This window comes from Bradyrhizobium sp. SOJA106 (genome assembly GCF_059448745.1).
Genome location: NZ_CM182549.1, coordinates 6992994 through 7008989, shown reverse-complemented (window position 1 = coordinate 7008989; position 15996 = coordinate 6992994). Strand labels below are relative to the sequence as shown.

Genomic DNA, 15996 nt, shown 5'->3' with positions numbered 1-15996 from the left:
GAGGATTTATGGAGGCCCGTTTGCTTGGGCGCCGACTTCGATGCGCTGAAGACGCGACCATCGGAGCTCGAGACGCAAAACAGCCGCACGCTTGGTTGGTTGCGGGCTGCTCGGCTTGACTTCGATATTAGTGCGAGGAACCCAGGGTCTCGCCAGCGAGTTGCGCCACGAGCCAATCCGCGAAGGCTCGTACCGCAGATCTCTGTCGACTGGCTCGCGGGTAGATCAGGCGATGGCCGACGTAGCGGATATCATTGGCGCGCCCTGCTAGCGGCGCAACTAGTCGCCCGCTCGCCAGTTCGCGTTCGGCCAGGAGCGTTGATTCCAACGCTACTCCCAATCCCTCCGCAGCCGTCGCGATTGCAAGAAAGCTGCGATCGAATCTCATGCCGTGAAGTGCAGGGGCTTCCAATCCGTTGGCAGTGAACCATTGGTGCCACTGAACCTGTTTTACATCGGAACGGATCAGCGTCTGATCAAGAAGGTCGGCAGGCTTCCTGATCGATTTTGCGAGTGCAGGGGAGCAGAGCGGCGTGACGGTCTCCTCCGGGAGAGAAACAATTTCGACACCTTCCGCTCGGGGCGGGCCGTAGACGATGTCGATATCGAAATCGTCGTTGCTGAAGCGCGCATAATCCGTGCTGGCAGCCAGCCGAACTTCGAGTTTCGGATAAGCGGCGAGAAACTGTGCAAGTCGCGGGGCAAGCCATTGCGCGGCAAAGCTCGGCGCCGAATGAACGCGCACCAATTGCGGCCCGCGCGCGGCGACTTCCTCGAGACCGCGGCGGAGCTGATCGAATGCCGCTCCGGTGTGGCGCATCAGGTTTTCGCCGGCCGGCGTGAGCCGCACTGACCGCGCGCTGCGCTCGAACAGAACGGTGCGAAGCGTGTCCTCCAGCTTGCGGATCGCATGACTGACGGCGCTCGGCGTCAGGTGAAGCTCATTCGCCGCATCGCGGAAGGACCCGGTGCGAGCGGCGGCCTCAAAGGCGCGAATTGCCGATATTGGGACGTTCGACAGCATTCCATAAGTGAACCAGATTCATCCATCCGTGACAACTGTGCGTTTGTCTGTTGCGCGTCCGGGGTCCATTCTTAGCCTCGCCAAGAAAACAATCGACGGGAGGAACTGATGCTGCTCAGCGGTAAGACGGCCATCATTTCGGGCGCGGCCTCGCCGCGCGGCATCGGGCTTGCCACGGCGCGCCGGTTCGCTACCGAGGGCGCGCGGGTTGCCATTCTCGATATCGATGCCGCAGCTGCAGCGGGTGCAGCGAGCACTCTTGGTACAGAGCATATCGGGGTGCCGTGCGACGTCGCGGACAAGTCATCATGCGACCGGGCGGTCACTCGCGTAGTGGAAGCATTCGGCGGCATTGATATCTTGATCAACAATGCCGGCATCACCCAGCCGGTCAAGTTTCTGGAGATTTCGGCGGCTGATTGGGATCGCATCCAGGACGTCAATCTGAAGGGCATTCTGTTCCTCTCCCAGGCGGTGATCCCGCATATGAGCGCGCGCAAGTCCGGATCGATCGCGTGCATGTCGTCGGTCTCGGCCCAGCGGGGCGGCGGAATTTTTGGCGGACCGCATTATTCGGCGGCGAAGGCCGGCGTGCTGGGTCTCGCCAAGGCGATGGCCCGTGAGTTCGGCCCGGACGGCATCCGCGTCAACTGTGTGACGCCGGGCCTGATCGGCACCGATATCACCGCCGGAAAGCTGAGCGATGAGATGAGGACGAAGATCCTGGAAGGCATTCCGCTCAATCGCCTCGGCACGGCGGACGACGTCGCTGGCATCTACACCTTCCTAGCTTCGGATCTCTCCGCCTACGTGACTGGTGCCGTGATCGACGTCAACGGCGGCATGCTCATCCACTGAGCAGGCGAGACAGGACCTAGATCGATGGAAACGCTGACCAACACGCCCAAGCTGGCCGACCGCGCCTACAACATTCGCCGCAATGCGCTGCGCATGGGCGAGGTCCAGGGCCAGGGCTATATCGCACAGGCGCTGGACATCTCCGACGTCCTCGCCGTGGCCTATTTTCACGCGATGCGCTACCGGCCGGAAGATCCGTCCTGGGACGAACGCGACCGCTTCCTGCTCTCAAATGGGCACTACGCCATCGCGCTCTATGCGGCTTTAATCGAGGCGGGGATCGTCCCCGAGGAAGAGCTCGAAACCTATGGCAGCGACGAGAGCCGCCTGCCGATGTCGGGCATGGCCTCCTACACGCCCGGAATGGAAATGTCGGGCGGATCGCTCGGGCTTGGGCTCAGCATCGCCGTCGGGATGGGCCTGGGACTGAAGCGCAAGAAATCGGACGCACGGGTGTACACGTTGTTCTCCGACGGCGAGCTCGATGAAGGCTCGGTCTGGGAAGCCGTCCAGTCGGCGGGCCATTACAAGCTAGACAATCTGATCGGCATCGTCGACGTCAACAATCAGCAGGCGGACGGTCCTCCGACGCAGGTGATGGCGTTCGAGCCGCTGGTCGAGAAGCTTCAGGCTTTCGGCTGGTTCGTGCAGCGGATCGACGGCAATGATCTCGATGCCGTGGTTGCCGCGTTCGATGTCGCCAAGTCTCATCCCGCGCCCAAGCCGCGGATGATCGTTGCCGACACGCTGATGGGCAAGGGCGTTCCCTTCCTGGAGCAGCGGGAGAAGAACCATTTCATCCGCGTCGAGCAGCACGAATGGCAGCTCGCGCTGGCCGCGCTGGAAGTCGGGAGGCAGGAATGAAGACCGTCAGATCAGCACCACAGCAGGGCAAGCCGCGCCTGACCACCTCAGCCATGATCGCTTCGATCGCGGCCGAGGGACAGAAGACGAAGCCGGCGCCGTTTGGCCATGCGCTGGTCGAGCTCGCGCGCAGCCGTTCCGATGTGGTCGGCATGACGGCCGATCTCGGCAAATACACCGACCTACACATCTTCGCCAAGGAATTTCCGGACCGCTACTACCAGATGGGCATGGCCGAGCAGCTTCTGTTCGGCGCCGCCTCAGGCCTTGCTGCCGAAGGTTTCATGCCGTTCGCGACCACTTACGCCGTGTTCGCATCCCGCCGTGCCTACGATTTCATACATCAGACGATTGCGGAGGAAGACCGCAACGTGAAGATCGGTTGTGCATTGCCCGGGCTGACCTCCGGCTATGGCCCGAGCCACCAGGCCGCGGAGGATCTCGCGCTCTTCCGCGCCATGCCGAACATGATGGTCATCGATCCCTGCGACGCGCATGAAATCGAGCAACTGGTGCCCGCAATCGCGGGGCATCAGGGGCCGGTCTACATGCGCCTGCTGCGAGGCCAGGTGCCGGTCGTGCTCGACGAATACGACTACAAGTTCGAGCTGGGCAAAGCCAAGCTGATCCGTGACGGGAAGGATGTTCTGATCATCTCATCCGGCATCATGACCATGCGTGCGCTCGAGGCGTTGCAAACTCTGAAGAACGACCGCGTCGATGCCGCGGTGCTCCACGTTCCGACCATCAAGCCGCTCGACGCCGAGACGATACTGCGTGAAGCCGGCAAGACAGGCCGCCTGGTTGTCGTTGCCGAAAACCACACGACGATTGGCGGTCTCGGCGAGGCGGTCGCCGCACTCCTGATGCGTTCAGGCGTCCATCCGCCGTTCCGCCAGATTGCATTGCCGGACGAGTTTCTTGACGCCGGTGCACTTCCGACGCTGCACGACCGCTATGGCATTTCCACCGCCGAGGTCGCAAGGCAGATCAAGCAGTGGCTTTAGCGCACCGGCACTAAGCGCCAGTCAGGCCGAATCCGAGTGAAGAGTTCCACCCGCTGCATGTTGCGGCGGGCGAGCGATGGCTGTTACCCGAATGCGGGCAGTCGAAGAGCCCGGACAGCTGAAAACCAGCGCCGGCTCATGCAGCCGGCACAACGTCAATACAGGATCAGGAGGAAAACATGACTGTATCGAAGCCCGGACGCATCAGCCGCCGTTCGCTATTGATGGCGGCGAGTGCCGTACCTCTCTGCGCGATTCTGACCCGTCCGGCGTCTGCCGCCGAGTTCGTCTATAAGTTCGCAACCGGACAGGACCCGACCCATCCGGTGAACCTCCGCGCGCAAGAGGCGATCGATCGCATCCGCGAAGCGACCAGCGGCCGGCTGGAGATCAGGCAGTTCCCGGCCAATCAGCTCGGCTCCGACACGGAGCTCCTGACCCAAGTTCGCAGCGGCGGCGTCGAGTTCTTCAACCAATCGTCCTCGATCCTTGCCACCCTGGTGCCGAGCGCCGGCATCGTGAACACCGGCTTCGCATTCACCGACTACGACAGCGTATGGAAGGCGATGGACGGCGACCTCGGCACCTACATCCGGGCGCAGATCGCCAAGACGCCGATCATGGCGGTGTCGAAGGCCTGGGACAACGGATTCCGCCAGGTGACCTCGTCCGGCCGCGAGGTGCGGACGCCGGATGATCTGAAGAATTTCCAGATCCGCGTTCCGCCCGCGCCGCTGCTCACTTCGCTCTTCAAGGCGCTCGGCGCCGGGCCGACGCCGATCAACTTCAATGAGGTCTATTCCGCGTTGCAGACCAAGGTCGTTGACGGGCAGGAGAATCCGTTGCCAATCATCGCGACCGCCCGGCTCTATGAAGTGCAGAGCACGTGCAGCCTGACAGGGCACGTCTGGGACGGCTACTGGATCCTCGGCAACAAGCGCGCCTTCGAGCGCCTGCCGAAGGACGTGCAGGAGATCGTGACGCGCGAGCTCGACCGCTCCGCGGTCGATCAGCGCGCCGACATCGCGAAGCTTAGCCAGTCACTTCGCGCCGATCTTTCGGCCAAGGGTCTCAAATTCATCGACGTCGATCGCGCCGCCTTCCGCCAGGCCTTGTCGAAAACCAGCTTCTACGCTGACTGGAAAGCCAAATTTGGCGAGGAGGCATGGTCGCAGCTCGAGAAAGCCGCGGGCCAGCTATCATGACCAGCGTGAGCCATACGCCGCACTTGGATGCCGGTGTGGCGGCCCGCGCGTCGCAGGCGGGCCGGCGCAGTTGGGTCGTGACAGCGAACACTGTGCTCGGCCATATCGTCGCTGTACCTACAGCACTGCTCGTGCTGGCGGAAATCGCGGTGCTGTCCGCGGGCATTGTGGGCAGATATGTGTTTCGCTCGCCGATCGTCTGGTCTGACGAGCTAGCCGGCATTCTCTTCCTCTGGCTCGCCATGCTCGGATCGGTGATTGCGTTTCAGCGCGGCGAGCATATGCGGATGACCGCAATCGTCGGCGTCCTCAGTGCAGAAGTTCGTGCATTCCTGGATGTCGTGGCGGCCGCAGCAACGCTGGCCTTTCTCGTGCTGGTCGTCTGGCCGGCCTACGAATTCGCCGCCGATGAGGTATTCGTCACGACGCCCGCGCTCGAGATTGTCAACAGTTGGCGTGCGGCAGCGTTGCCGACCGGAGTGGGACTAATGCTGATCGCAGCGGCCCTCCGACTGATCCGCATTGCGAGCCTGCGCAGCTTACTGGCTTCGGTCGCGATGGTCGCAGGCATCATCGCGACCTTCGTTCTGCTCGCTCCCTTTTTGAAGCCGCTAGGTAATCTGAATCTCCTGATTTTCTTCGTTTTCGTCGTAGGCGCGATGGTCTTTGCGGCCGTGCCGATCGCATTCGCATTTGGTCTTGCGACGGTCGGCTATCTCGCCTTGACGACCAGCACGCCCGACGTGGTGATGATCGGACGGATGGACGAGGGCATGAGCCACCTGATCCTGCTCGCCGTGCCGCTCTTCGTCTTTCTCGGCCTCCTGATCGAGATGACGGGCATGGCGCGCGCCATGGTCAGTTTCCTGGCGAGCCTCCTGGGCCACGTGCGCGGCGGATTGCACTACGTGCTGGTCGGAGCGATGTATCTGGTCTCGGGCATTTCCGGCTCCAAGGCAGCGGACATGGCTGCGGTGGCTCCTGTCCTGTTTCCCGAGATGCGGCAGCGCGGGGCTAAACCGGGAGACCTCGTTGCGCTTCTCGCGGCGACCGGCGCCCAGACCGAGACGATCCCCCCCTCGCTGGTCCTGATCACGATCGGCTCGGTCACGGGCGTGTCGATCTCGGCGCTGTTCACCGGCGGCTTGCTTCCCGGCGTGGTGCTCGCGGTCATGCTCGCGGCCGTGGTATGGTGGCGATATCGCCGCGAGGACCTGTCTCACGTCAAAAGGGCGAGGGCCCGGGAGATTGGCCGCGCCTTCGTCATCGCGATACCGGCCATCGCGCTGCCATTCGTGATCCGGACCGCCGTCGTCGAAGGTGTCGCGACCGCAACGGAGGTCTCGACCATCGGCATTCTTTATTCGGCCTGCGCGGGTCTCTTCGTCTATCGCCAGTTCGACTGGCGTCGCATCTATCCGATGCTGGTCGAGACAGCCTCGCTGTCAGGCGCGATTCTGCTCATCATCGGCGCGGCGACAGGCATGGCGTGGGCGCTGACCCAATCGGGATTTTCTGGCTCGCTGGCAAAGTTCATGACCAGCCTTCCGGGTGGGGTCGCCGTCTTTCTGGCGGTGACGATCGTGACCTTCGTGATCCTGGGCAGCGTGCTGGAGGGAATTCCGGCCATCGTCCTGTTCGGTCCGCTGCTGTTCCCGATCGCGCGGCAGGTCGGGGTGCACGATGTCCACTATGCGATGGTGGTCGTCCTCGCCATGGGCATCGGCCTGTTCGCGCCGCCGTTCGGCGTCGGCTACTACGCGGCCTGCGCCATCAGCCGCATCAATCCGGACGAAGGCATGAAGCCGATCGTGGGCTATATGATCGCGCTCCTGATCGGCACGCTGATCGTTGCCGCCGTGCCCTGGCTATCGATCGGCTTCCTTTGATAACGGGCGAGGCGCCCTCGCGGGAAACATCGCGCGGGCATCCCGTCAGGCGAATTTCGGCAGATGCAGCGGCAGGCCATCGCAGGTCACGTCAATCTCCTCGACCTGGCCCTTGCCGACCTCAGTGACGCGTAGCTTCCGCTTCGAGCGCAAAGGCACAATTGGTCGGCTGGGGTCCGTCCAGGACCAACGAAGTCCTCCTCGCCGCAACCGCACAAATCTCCGCGACCGCGAAAAGCCGATCCCGCTCCTAGAGCCCTTCGTCACTGTATTTGGTAACCGGTGTTCGCTATGGCGTCCCAGTCGTAGCCGGCAGTGAAGTCGAAATAGCGCACCTTCGATTTCTCGCGAAAAGGGTCGCTTCGACGCTACCGCCGGCAAGATCTCCTACAACATAGCTTCATACCAGCTTAGAACTGCGCTTACCTCGGGCTCGAGAACTGCCTCATGCTAAGGAATGGATGAGATATCGTAAGTTTGGTTGGTGTGGGGAAAGGCGGTAGCGCTCCCCCGCTACCAACTCCAGCGATTTTGTACGCCAGGCTGCGATCTTCTACGAAGTGGTACGCTTCACAGCAGCATAGAAGGTGCGAGACCTGGTCGCTTGCCTGCGTTGAGAAATGTGTGCTTGCCAGAGATGGATGCGGGCAGCAGGGGTGCATTTGTGCAGTCGGCGAGGGGCATCTCCCGCGAACCCCTCTGCCACATCTTCATCTCGTCGGGGCAAGGCCGGGAAAAGTCATGCACCGGTGCTTCAGAAGGTCCGTCCGGCGTAGGCGCGCCTGGACCGCGGTCGCTCCGAAAGACCGCACGAAGGCTGAGTTTGCGGTGGGGTGAGGTTACTTTCTGCTGGCCTTATCTGGACCGGTGGACCCTGGTTTGTCGTCTCTTGTATTCCCGGTCGGGTGGTTCGCCGTACTCCCATCGCCTGGTCCAACCGCGCCTTGGATAGCACCAGTTCGGCTGGCTGGCGACTCCCTCAGCCGTGGTCGACATTTGATGTTCTGCACCAAGGCAACTACTGCTCTCACGATGCCGATCGATCCGCTTCCTTCGGTCGGCGTTCCAACAAACGGCCGGTCGATCTTAACCTTATCGAAGGAAGTTGCGTTGCTTCATCCAGCGTGTGACCAGCGAGAAGCCCCGCCCCGCTGCACGTTTGAGTCCATAATCTCCAAGCCAATGATTGAAAGCTAGAGGATTATCCGCACCGGAATCGGCAAAATGTTTGAGCATCACCGATTTCCGACCGTGCGGCTCAAGCGCTCTTGATTAGCTACGGTGGCGAACTACGAATGGACCCTCCTAAACTCGGGCTTACATCCGAAGGAGCGACGGGGCAGGGCACTTTGCGATTATCCAAATGATGCATGCCACCCTATCGAGCATCGCCGCGATGCGATCGTCCTCTCCGGGCAAATAGGCCTAGAACCAACGACTACCAGCTTAGGCGGCTTCGCTCGAGGGCTGTCAGCTGCGTCGCACCAGGATCGCAAAAGTGTGAGCCTTCAGCCAGCGCGACGTCGCCGTCAAGCGACGCAACTCCACTCAAGCCCATCAGGCGATTCCAATGGGTGAGGCATAGCGTCGCCCGAGCAATTCGACCGAGTTGTCGTGGGCCGAGACGTCAGCCAGAACTCGCGGCAGAAAGCCGAATTGGCAAATGCCTTGTGATTTTCCTCGAAGGTAACTCCGGTCCCCGTTGCGCGCCCGCGATGTAGCCGAAGAGTGATCTAGGCAGATTTTTCCTCGACGTGATCTCAAGTCATCGAGGGAAAGAATGCGTCTCAGGCCGCGTGGCCGTTTCATGGAATCAGGCCGCAATCGAACATCTTATTTGCGACCGGCGCCGCAACCTTGTTGATGAACTTGACTTTCACTGAAGGGTGATCCCTCAAGAATGCGACTGCTGCTCCAACAATCTCTGCTGGTGGCTCCCCCTTCTTTGCCTTCAGGTCCTCGCAGCTCGAAGATTTGTATTTTTGGATAACCATTCCCGCGACCATCTCCAGAATCGGTCCGTCCGGTGGCATCTCAGGCGGGGGTGGGGGCGGCGGCAAAGCTTGAGCAGTCGCCGAGGCGGTCAACATCAGCGATATCGTGGCTGCGATCAAGCCTTTCACGGGCATGCCACTGCTCCCGACAACAGACGAGACCGGCGAGTGGGGCGCGCCCATTGCCGTCCCGATGATCGAGCTGCCCGACAAAGACCGTCCAGTGTCATCGCACGCGTTATGCAACGCATTCCATATCTCCGTTATAAATATACTATACGGTATAGTTTTTTTGTTGGCGCGTCAAGTGTGCAGAACGCGGCGGGCGGCGCCGCGATCGAGCGGAAGCCGCTCGCCTTACTCCAAATGATTCCGCACCGCTCGTGGCCAGTTCTGCCGATACAGGCAAATGTGCTCGTCGCCGTTTCGAACGTAAAACGACGCGCTCGAACCCGGAGCGGGCTCGCAATGACTCGCCGAATGGCGGGCCCCTGGTCGAGCCCTGGTGCGCCCACCAACCGCTCCACCAAATCCGATCCGAACTGCCCGTCCGAGCTTTCCGTTCATTTTATCGCAACTTGCCTTTTCAACTAGACTCCCCTGAATCCGAAGCGCCTTGCTGTTCGTGCAATTGCTCAAAATCCTGACGGGGCGTGCAGGCAGCCTCTTCACGCGGGAACAGCGCCGGATCGCATTGACCCACATCAAGACCATCGACGTCCGCCGGCTTAGTGTCACAAACGGGGACGATGTTGGCGTCACCAGATGGAATTCGCGCCACCGTCCTAGTCCATTTTGCTTCGGTCAAGCCTGGTGGTTGATCATTGAACGCAATCTCGTTCCTCAGGCCGCCGCCTCGCCAAAAAGCGTCCTGTCCGGCCAATAGTCCCGAGGGGAGTGATCATGGATGATCATGCAGAAACAAAAGAGGGGCCTGGATCAGCCCTGCCGGAGGTCTCAAACACACGGCAGGATCGTTACGACGAACTGTTCAAGCACTGCGCAGAGCTCGAACCCGTTCGAGCCGCGGTTGCCGATCCTCGCGATCGCGCGTCGCTTGAGGCGGCCATCCGTGCGTCAGAAGCCCGGCTTATCAATCCGGTTCTGGTCGGTCCCGAAAAGGGCATTCGTTCGGTCGCCGAGTCGGCCTCATTGGCTCTGACGGCGTGTGAAATTATCGACTGCGCGCCCGGGGCTGCGGCGGCAGGTGCAGCGGTGGCGCTTGCAAGAGAAGGCAAGGTGGAAGTCATCATCAAGGGGAGCTTACGGGCAAACGAATTGTTGCATGAAGCTGTTATGGCCGGGACAGGTCTCCGGACCGAGCGGCGCATGAGCCATGCCTTCGTTATGGATATACCAAGCTACGCGAGTCCACTTATTATCACCGATGCCGGGATCAACATATTTCCCAGTCTGGCCGAGAAACGGGACATCTGCCAAAACGCGATAGATCTGGCGAACGTCCTTCGTTTCGATGAACCGAGGCTTGCGATCCTCTCGGCGGTCGAACACGTCACCAAGAAGATCCCATCGACCGTGGAAGCGGCTGCGCTGTGCAAGATGGCCGATCGGGGACAGATTTCTGGCGCCCTGATCGACGGCCCGCTTGCGTTTGAGACCGCGGTGAGCACCGAGGCTGCCCAGCAGGAGCATATTGCATCGCCAGTGGCGGGCAGAGCGAACATCCTGCTCGTGCCCGACATCGAATCCGGAAACATGTTGGTCAAGCAGCTAACGTTCATGTCGGGAGCCGTTGGCGCGGCAATCGTGCTGGGAGCCCGCGTCCCGATCGTCTTGACAAGTAGTTCGGACAAGCTGCGGACGCGCCTCGCTTCAGCAGCTGTTGCTTTGCTGCTTGCCGATGCCAAACGTCGGTCGATGCGGGTCCTGTCGGCGGCCGGATAGATCTTTACCGCAATGCGGGGCCTCTCGCCGGATGCGCAGGCTGCTCAGCTCCCAAAAATCACGCGGCGGAAGCGGTACAGCGCAACGCCAAAAAAAACGCAGCCGATCGCGGCTATGGCAACGATCTCGGGCCAGACAATGGAAGCATCCGCGCCCCGGTAGAGCACGTCCTGCGAGAAAATCACGAAATGTGGCGTCGGACTGATGACGAGCATCAGGTACTTCAGCCAGACTGGCATGCTCTCCAAAGGCGTCGTGCTGCCGGAAAGGAGCATCATGACCAGCAGCACCGGGATCGAGAGCAAGCCGAACTGAGCCATGGTCGATGCGATGGTGCCGAGCGCAATGCCGAGTGCGGCGACAGTGAGTACGTAGACGCAGGCGCCGCCCAGGAACAGCAGACGCGATCCGGCGACCGGAACCTGCAGCCACCACTCGACGACAAGTGCCAGTGATATGGCCGTCGAAAGCACGATGACGACGCCATTCGCGAGGATCTTGGACAGCATGATCTCGGTGGGAACGACGGGCATGACGAGCAGATGTTCGACCGTGCCTTGCTCACGTTCGCGGATCAGTGCGGCCCCCGTAAGCATCACCGTGATCATGGTCAGGTTGCTGACGATTCCCATCACAGACGTGAACCAACTCGAGGTCAAATTGGGGTTGAACTTGACTTGTGTGACCATCTTGAGCGGGGGCACGCCCAAACCCTCGCGCCCGGAAATAAAATCCATCACATATTTCGTGATCACATTCTGGATATAGGTCATGCCGTTGAAGGCTTGGGCGGCGGCCGTGGCATCGACGTTGATCTGCACAGTGGGTTGCCGACCCTCCAGAATATCCCGCTGAAATCGAGGAGGAATCTCGATCGCGAAAATGACGCGTTGCGAGTTCATGGAAGCGTCGATTTCGAAAGCCTGCAGCTGCAGCACCCGCTTGAAGGTGGGTGGTGTCAGGCCATCGGCGATGCGGCGTGAAAGATCGGAGCGATCCTCATCGACGATTCCAACCGCAAGGTTGGTCGCCTCGGTCGAGGCGCCGGTTGCAGCAGCGTGGATGGCAATGGTGAAAGACCAGACGACGAGCGCCAACATGATCGGGTCGGAGCGGAAGCTGCGCAGCTCCTTGATCGTCAAGCGGTAGATGTTGGTCAAGTGCAGCCGGAGCTTGGCAAGCCGCTTTCCACGGGGGCGCGCGGTCGGCGTCCCTGGTTGCGGCGTCGATCGTTCTCGCGAGTCTGCTCCCCCGCGCATCGTCGGCATCTTAGGTCTCCTGCTTTCGGAGAAAGAAATGAGCGGCTGCGAAGAATCCGGCCGCGAACACCGCGAGAACGAGCGCGTTGAAGCCGAGATCGGAATAGGTCAGCCCTTTGGTGAAGGTGCCGACGCTGATGGGCTGGAACCAGGCCGCGGGAAAAGCCAGGCCGATTGCCCTGCCGGCGCCGGTCAGCGACGATACCGGCACCAGCAAGCCCGAAAAATTCGTCACCGGGATGATGGAGAGGACTGTGGTTGCAAACACCGCAGCAACCTGGGTTTTCGTGAAGGTCGAGACGAGTTGCCCGAAACCGCAAGTCGAAAAGACGTAGAGCAGAGCTCCGAAGGTCAGTGCTCCCAAAGACCCCTTGACCGGCACGCCAAATACAATGAGGGCCATCAGGACCAGGATGACGAACGTTAGCATTCCGACCACGACGTAGGGGAACTGCTTGCCGAGGAGAAATTCGAATTTGCTGATGGGCGTCGATCGAAAATTGGCGATCGATCCGGTCTCCACCTCGCGGACCACGCCTATGGTTGCCATGATGGCGGGAATTAGCACGAGCATGATCACGATGACGCTCGGAACCATGGAAAAGGCGCTTTTGAAGGCCTGATTGTAGCGGAAGCGGTTGTCGATTTTCACGCTGCCCAGGCGGAGGTTGCTCGGCGGATTGGCGCCGAAGCGTTCCGTCACGAGGTCCTGCACGTAGCGCGCCAGCAGGCCGGTCACGTAGCCTTTAGTCGTCTCGCCCCGGAATGGCATGGCGCCGTCGATCCAGAAAGCCGCCTCTGGCGGATGAAGGTTCGCGAGATCGCGGCCGAAGCCGGATGGAATTTCGACCGCGACGGCCAGTTCACCGCTCCGCATGCGTCGCTCCAACTCCGCCGTGGAGCCGATCGGAGGCCGCTCGGTGAAGTAATGCGACCCGGAAAAGCTTTCGAGCAGTCTGCGGCTTTCAGGGGTTTGGTCCTGGTCGAAGGCTGCATATTTCAGGTTCTCGACGTCGAACGTGATGCCATAACCCATCGCCAGCATGAGAATGACGGGGCCGACGAACGCGAACGCCAGCCGGATCGGATCGCGCAACAGCTCCATCGTTTCCCGCCGCGCATAGGCCCACATCCGTCCAGGATCGAAGCGTCTCGTCGAGCGGGTCCCCCTGACGGGGGGCGATGCCAAAGGCTTGGGAGCCCCGGCGGCTTCCGCGTGCGCTTGCACCGGCGAGGGTTCCGATGTCTTGTCCTTGCCGGCTCCGCCCGCCTCCTCCAGATAGGAAATGAACGCGTCTTCCAGCGAGGCGCTGTTGCGGCTTGCGACCAGTTCCTTTGGTGCGCCGACCGCGAGCACCCGCCCCTGATGCATCAGCGAGATTCTGTCGCAGCGCTCCGCTTCGTTCATGAAGTGCGTCGAGAGGAAGATGGTGACGCCGTCGTTGCGCGACAAATCGATCAAGGTGCGCCAGAAAGCGTCCCTGGCGACCGGATCGACCCCCGACGTGGGCTCGTCGAGAATCAGCATGAGCGGCCGGTGCAGCACGGCAACGGCGAGCTGCAGCCGCTGCTTGACTCCAAGAGGCAGGCTTTCCGGCTTGGCGCCGTCCACGTCCTTCAGACCATATTTGTCCAGCAGCTCGCCGATCCTGGCATCGATCTCGTTCGCTGGCAGATGATAGAGGTGGGCGTGCAGTTCCAGATTCTGCCTCACGGTCAACTCGCTGTAGAGCGAGAAGGCCTGCGACATATAGCCGACGTTCTGTCGCGCTTCCATGTCGTCGGCCGCCATCGGTTTCCCGAACAGCTTGGCGGAACCTTCGGTGACGGGCAGAAGTCCCGTCATCATTTTCATGGTGGTGGTCTTTCCGCAACCGTTGGAGCCGAGGAATCCGAAGATCTCGCCACGTCCGATGCTGACGCTCACATGATCCACGGCGACGAAGTCGTCGAACCGGCGCGTAAGCCCTTGGGTCTCGATCGCCGGCGTGTTGTCGTCGCTCTCGGTGCGCGGCGGTACGATGACGTCCTGATGTTGACCACGCTTTTCCGGAGGAAGCAGGGCAATGAAGGCTTCGTCGAGGCTGCTCTTGCTTGCCCTGGCGAGGATCTCCTTCGGGGCGCCTTGGGCGATCACCTTGCCGTCATCCATGGCAGCGAGCCAGTCGAACCGACTGGCTTCGTCCATGTAGGCGGTTGCGACGATCACGCTCATTTGCGGACGGCGGGCGCGGATGGAATCGATCAGCTCCCAGAACTGGCGCCTCGAGAGCGGATCGACGCCCGTAGTCGGTTCGTCGAGAACGAGAAGATCGGGATCGTGCATGAGGGAGCAGCAGAGGCTCACCTTCTGCTTCATGCCGCCAGAGAGCTTGCCGCACGGTCGATCGCCGAAGGGGTCGAGGCCCGTGGCCTTGAGCAGCTCGTCGATGCGCATGCGGCGTTCGGAGGCGCCCTGGCCGAACAGGCGTCCGAAGAAGTCGATATTGTCGAAGACGCTGAGCGTCGGGTAGAGGTTGCGGCCGAGCCCCTGCGGCATGTAGGCAATGCGCCCGTAACTCGCCTGGCGATGTCTCTCGTCCGCCATGTCGCCGTCGAGCACCGTGACCTTGCCGGATTGTATCTTTCGCACGCCGGAAATGAGGGCGAGCAAGGAGGATTTACCGACGCCGTCGGGCCCGATCAGCCCGGCCATGCAATTGGCGGGAATATCGAGCGTGAGATCATCGACCGCCTGCACCTTGCCGTAGCAGTGCACGACGTGCTCGACTCGAGCAACAAAGGTTCCTGTCATTGCGGGAGCTTTACTTCCAGCTCTTTGGGCCACGCGGTTCTCGGGTCCGTGCGCACGAAGGCGAGACCGCGGACGCCTGTTTTTACGAACTTGTGATATTGATCCAGTACCTTCGGGTCACCCTGGAGTTTGACGCGGAACATCAGCTTCTCACGCTCTTCCGTCGTTTCCACGCTCTTCGGCGTAAATTGCGCCTCGGTAGCCACGAAGCTGATTGTATTGGGGAAGACGTATTGCGGCACCAGATCGAGAATGGTCCTGGCCTCATCGCCGATCTTGAGACGGCCGGCCTGGTCGGCAGGCAAATAGATCGTCATGTAGACGTCTCTGAGATCGAGAATCGTCAGAATGCGCTGCCCCGAGGACACCACTTCCCCGGCTCGAGCAAGTCGGTACTGCACGCGTCCGCTCCTGGGCGAGACCAGCGCAAGATCGACAATGATTGATTGAAGCCGTTCGACCTCGGCTTCGGCCGACTTGATCGAGGCTTCGACCTCGTCGCGCTGAGCGTTGGCCGCAACGAAGGCGGCGTCGGCCGCTTCGAACCTGTTGCGCCGCTGGTCGACAACCTGCTGCGCGATATTCCCATTTTGCAGCAGCGTTTTTCCGCGCTCATAGTCGGTCCTGGTGAACGTCAAATCGCTGTTGCGCTGCGCGATCAGAGCAAGAGATTCCGCATAGGCTTGCTTCGCTTTCAGCACCTGGGCCTGCGCCGATCGCAGTTGGGCTTCCGTTTCCGGTGACGAGATGGTGGCGACAACCTGGCCGGCGGTGACCTCATCGCCCTCGTCGACGGACAACGTCGCGAGGCGACCGCCATATTTGGCGGCCACGTCCACCTGGGTGGCCTCGATACGACCGTTCGTCTTCACGATGCCTTCGGGCATGTCGCGACCGCGCAGATGATTGATCAGCGTGTCTACCGCTTTCTTGGCGTCGGCAACGGGATTCGTCGGCTTCTCCTGGGCGTTGGAGCTGCCGATCGCGAGGCCGGAAAGCCCCACTACAGTCATGAGCATGACCAAAAGCGCCCGCAGCAACTTCAGTTCGCGCGGAGGTAAAGTATGTGCGGACACGATGCTTCTCCTGTAACCCAATGAACCGTTTCACCAATTGCGATCGAGAATATTCCGGGCCCGCAACGCCTATTCAGTTCTGGAGCAATAAGAATGATGGCAGCAAACAGCAGCCAGCATG

At 61.1% G+C, this 15996-nt stretch carries 13 protein-coding genes; 7 read left to right on the top strand and 6 right to left on the bottom strand.

All coding sequences use genetic code 11. The features are described from left to right. Positions 1–127 precede the first annotated feature (127 nt). Positions 128–1024 carry a LysR substrate-binding domain-containing protein gene (locus AC5V87_RS33095; RefSeq protein ID WP_495369001.1) on the bottom strand — a complete coding sequence of 299 codons (897 nt, stop codon included), beginning with the start codon at positions 1022–1024 and terminating at the stop codon, positions 128–130. Between the two features lie 108 nt (positions 1025–1132). On the opposite strand from AC5V87_RS33095, the gene AC5V87_RS33090 reads away from it, so the two are divergent. The 5 genes from AC5V87_RS33090 to AC5V87_RS33070 all read left to right on the top strand — a co-directional run bounded on the left by AC5V87_RS33090 (position 1133) and on the right by AC5V87_RS33070 (position 6847). Next, complete coding sequence (locus AC5V87_RS33090) at positions 1133–1882, top strand: SDR family NAD(P)-dependent oxidoreductase (RefSeq protein WP_495369000.1); 750 nt, start codon at positions 1133–1135, stop codon at positions 1880–1882. A 24-nt stretch (positions 1883–1906) separates the two neighbouring features. Then, a complete protein-coding gene (locus AC5V87_RS33085) occupies positions 1907–2746 on the top strand; it encodes a transketolase (protein ID WP_456842914.1) in 840 nt (279 codons plus the stop codon). Then, positions 2743–3753 carry a transketolase family protein gene (locus AC5V87_RS33080; RefSeq protein ID WP_495368999.1) on the top strand — a complete coding sequence of 337 codons (1011 nt, stop codon included), beginning with the start codon at positions 2743–2745 and terminating at the stop codon, positions 3751–3753. Before AC5V87_RS33085 ends, AC5V87_RS33080 begins: the two co-directional genes overlap by 4 nt. A gap of 179 nt (positions 3754–3932) precedes the next feature. Further along, positions 3933–4958, top strand: coding sequence for a TRAP transporter substrate-binding protein (locus tag AC5V87_RS33075; protein ID WP_495368998.1), 1026 nt, complete (start codon positions 3933–3935; stop codon positions 4956–4958). Further along, positions 4955–6847, top strand: a complete 1893-nt coding sequence (locus AC5V87_RS33070) for a TRAP transporter large permease (protein ID WP_495368997.1) — start codon at positions 4955–4957, stop codon at positions 6845–6847. The genes AC5V87_RS33075 and AC5V87_RS33070 overlap by 4 nt, the downstream gene beginning before the upstream one ends. Before the next feature lie 1557 nt (positions 6848–8404). Here AC5V87_RS33070 and AC5V87_RS33065 read toward each other — a convergent pair. After that, positions 8405–8656 carry an alpha-hydroxy-acid oxidizing protein gene (locus AC5V87_RS33065; RefSeq protein ID WP_495368996.1) on the bottom strand — a complete coding sequence of 84 codons (252 nt, stop codon included), beginning with the start codon at positions 8654–8656 and terminating at the stop codon, positions 8405–8407. Then, complete coding sequence (locus AC5V87_RS33060; RefSeq protein WP_495368995.1) at positions 8653–8976, bottom strand: hypothetical protein; 324 nt, start codon at positions 8974–8976, stop codon at positions 8653–8655. The genes AC5V87_RS33065 and AC5V87_RS33060 overlap by 4 nt, the downstream gene beginning before the upstream one ends. A 481-nt stretch (positions 8977–9457) precedes the next feature. On the opposite strand from AC5V87_RS33060, the gene AC5V87_RS33055 reads away from it, so the two are divergent. Both AC5V87_RS33055 and AC5V87_RS33050 read left to right on the top strand, forming a co-directional pair. Further along, positions 9458–9727, top strand: coding sequence for a hypothetical protein (locus tag AC5V87_RS33055; protein WP_495368994.1), 270 nt, complete (start codon positions 9458–9460; stop codon positions 9725–9727). Between the two features lie 17 nt (positions 9728–9744). Then, entirely contained in the window at positions 9745–10746 is a 1002-nt protein-coding gene (locus tag AC5V87_RS33050) for a bifunctional enoyl-CoA hydratase/phosphate acetyltransferase (protein WP_495368993.1), read from the top strand. A 44-nt stretch (positions 10747–10790) separates the two neighbouring features. Here AC5V87_RS33050 and AC5V87_RS33045 read toward each other — a convergent pair whose 3' ends face one another. The 3 genes from AC5V87_RS33045 to AC5V87_RS33035 are packed head-to-tail and all read right to left on the bottom strand — an operon-like array spanning position 10791 to position 15875. Then, positions 10791–12014 carry an ABC transporter permease gene (locus AC5V87_RS33045; RefSeq protein WP_495368992.1) on the bottom strand — a complete coding sequence of 408 codons (1224 nt, stop codon included), beginning with the start codon at positions 12012–12014 and terminating at the stop codon, positions 10791–10793. A gap of 1 nt (position 12015) precedes the next feature. Next, positions 12016–14799 (bottom strand): ribosome-associated ATPase/putative transporter RbbA, encoded by a 2784-nt coding sequence (rbbA, locus tag AC5V87_RS33040; RefSeq protein WP_495368991.1) that lies wholly within the window; start codon positions 14797–14799, stop codon positions 12016–12018. Continuing rightward, a complete protein-coding gene (locus AC5V87_RS33035; RefSeq protein ID WP_495368990.1) occupies positions 14796–15875 on the bottom strand; it encodes an HlyD family secretion protein in 1080 nt (359 codons plus the stop codon). Before AC5V87_RS33035 ends, rbbA begins: the two co-directional genes overlap by 4 nt. Positions 15876–15996 lie beyond the last annotated feature (121 nt).

Bases quoted from the DNA above. Each gene is read 5' to 3' on its own strand.
- AC5V87_RS33095 (WP_495369001.1), bottom strand. From the start codon at position 1,024: ATGCTGTCGAACGTCCCAATATCGGCAATTCGCGCCTTTGAGGCCGCC.
- AC5V87_RS33090 (WP_495369000.1), top strand. From the start codon at position 1,133: ATGCTGCTCAGCGGTAAGACGGCCATCATTTCGGGCGCGGCCTCGCCG.
- AC5V87_RS33085 (WP_456842914.1), top strand. From the start codon at position 1,907: ATGGAAACGCTGACCAACACGCCCAAGCTGGCCGACCGCGCCTACAAC.
- AC5V87_RS33080 (WP_495368999.1), top strand. From the start codon at position 2,743: ATGAAGACCGTCAGATCAGCACCACAGCAGGGCAAGCCGCGCCTGACC.
- AC5V87_RS33075 (WP_495368998.1), top strand. From the start codon at position 3,933: ATGACTGTATCGAAGCCCGGACGCATCAGCCGCCGTTCGCTATTGATG.
- AC5V87_RS33070 (WP_495368997.1), top strand. From the start codon at position 4,955: ATGACCAGCGTGAGCCATACGCCGCACTTGGATGCCGGTGTGGCGGCC.
- AC5V87_RS33065 (WP_495368996.1), bottom strand. From the start codon at position 8,656: ATGAAACGGCCACGCGGCCTGAGACGCATTCTTTCCCTCGATGACTTG.
- AC5V87_RS33060 (WP_495368995.1), bottom strand. From the start codon at position 8,976: ATGCCCGTGAAAGGCTTGATCGCAGCCACGATATCGCTGATGTTGACC.
- AC5V87_RS33050 (WP_495368993.1), top strand. From the start codon at position 9,745: ATGGATGATCATGCAGAAACAAAAGAGGGGCCTGGATCAGCCCTGCCG.
- AC5V87_RS33045 (WP_495368992.1), bottom strand. From the start codon at position 12,014: ATGCCGACGATGCGCGGGGGAGCAGACTCGCGAGAACGATCGACGCCG.
- rbbA (WP_495368991.1), bottom strand. From the start codon at position 14,799: ATGACAGGAACCTTTGTTGCTCGAGTCGAGCACGTCGTGCACTGCTAC.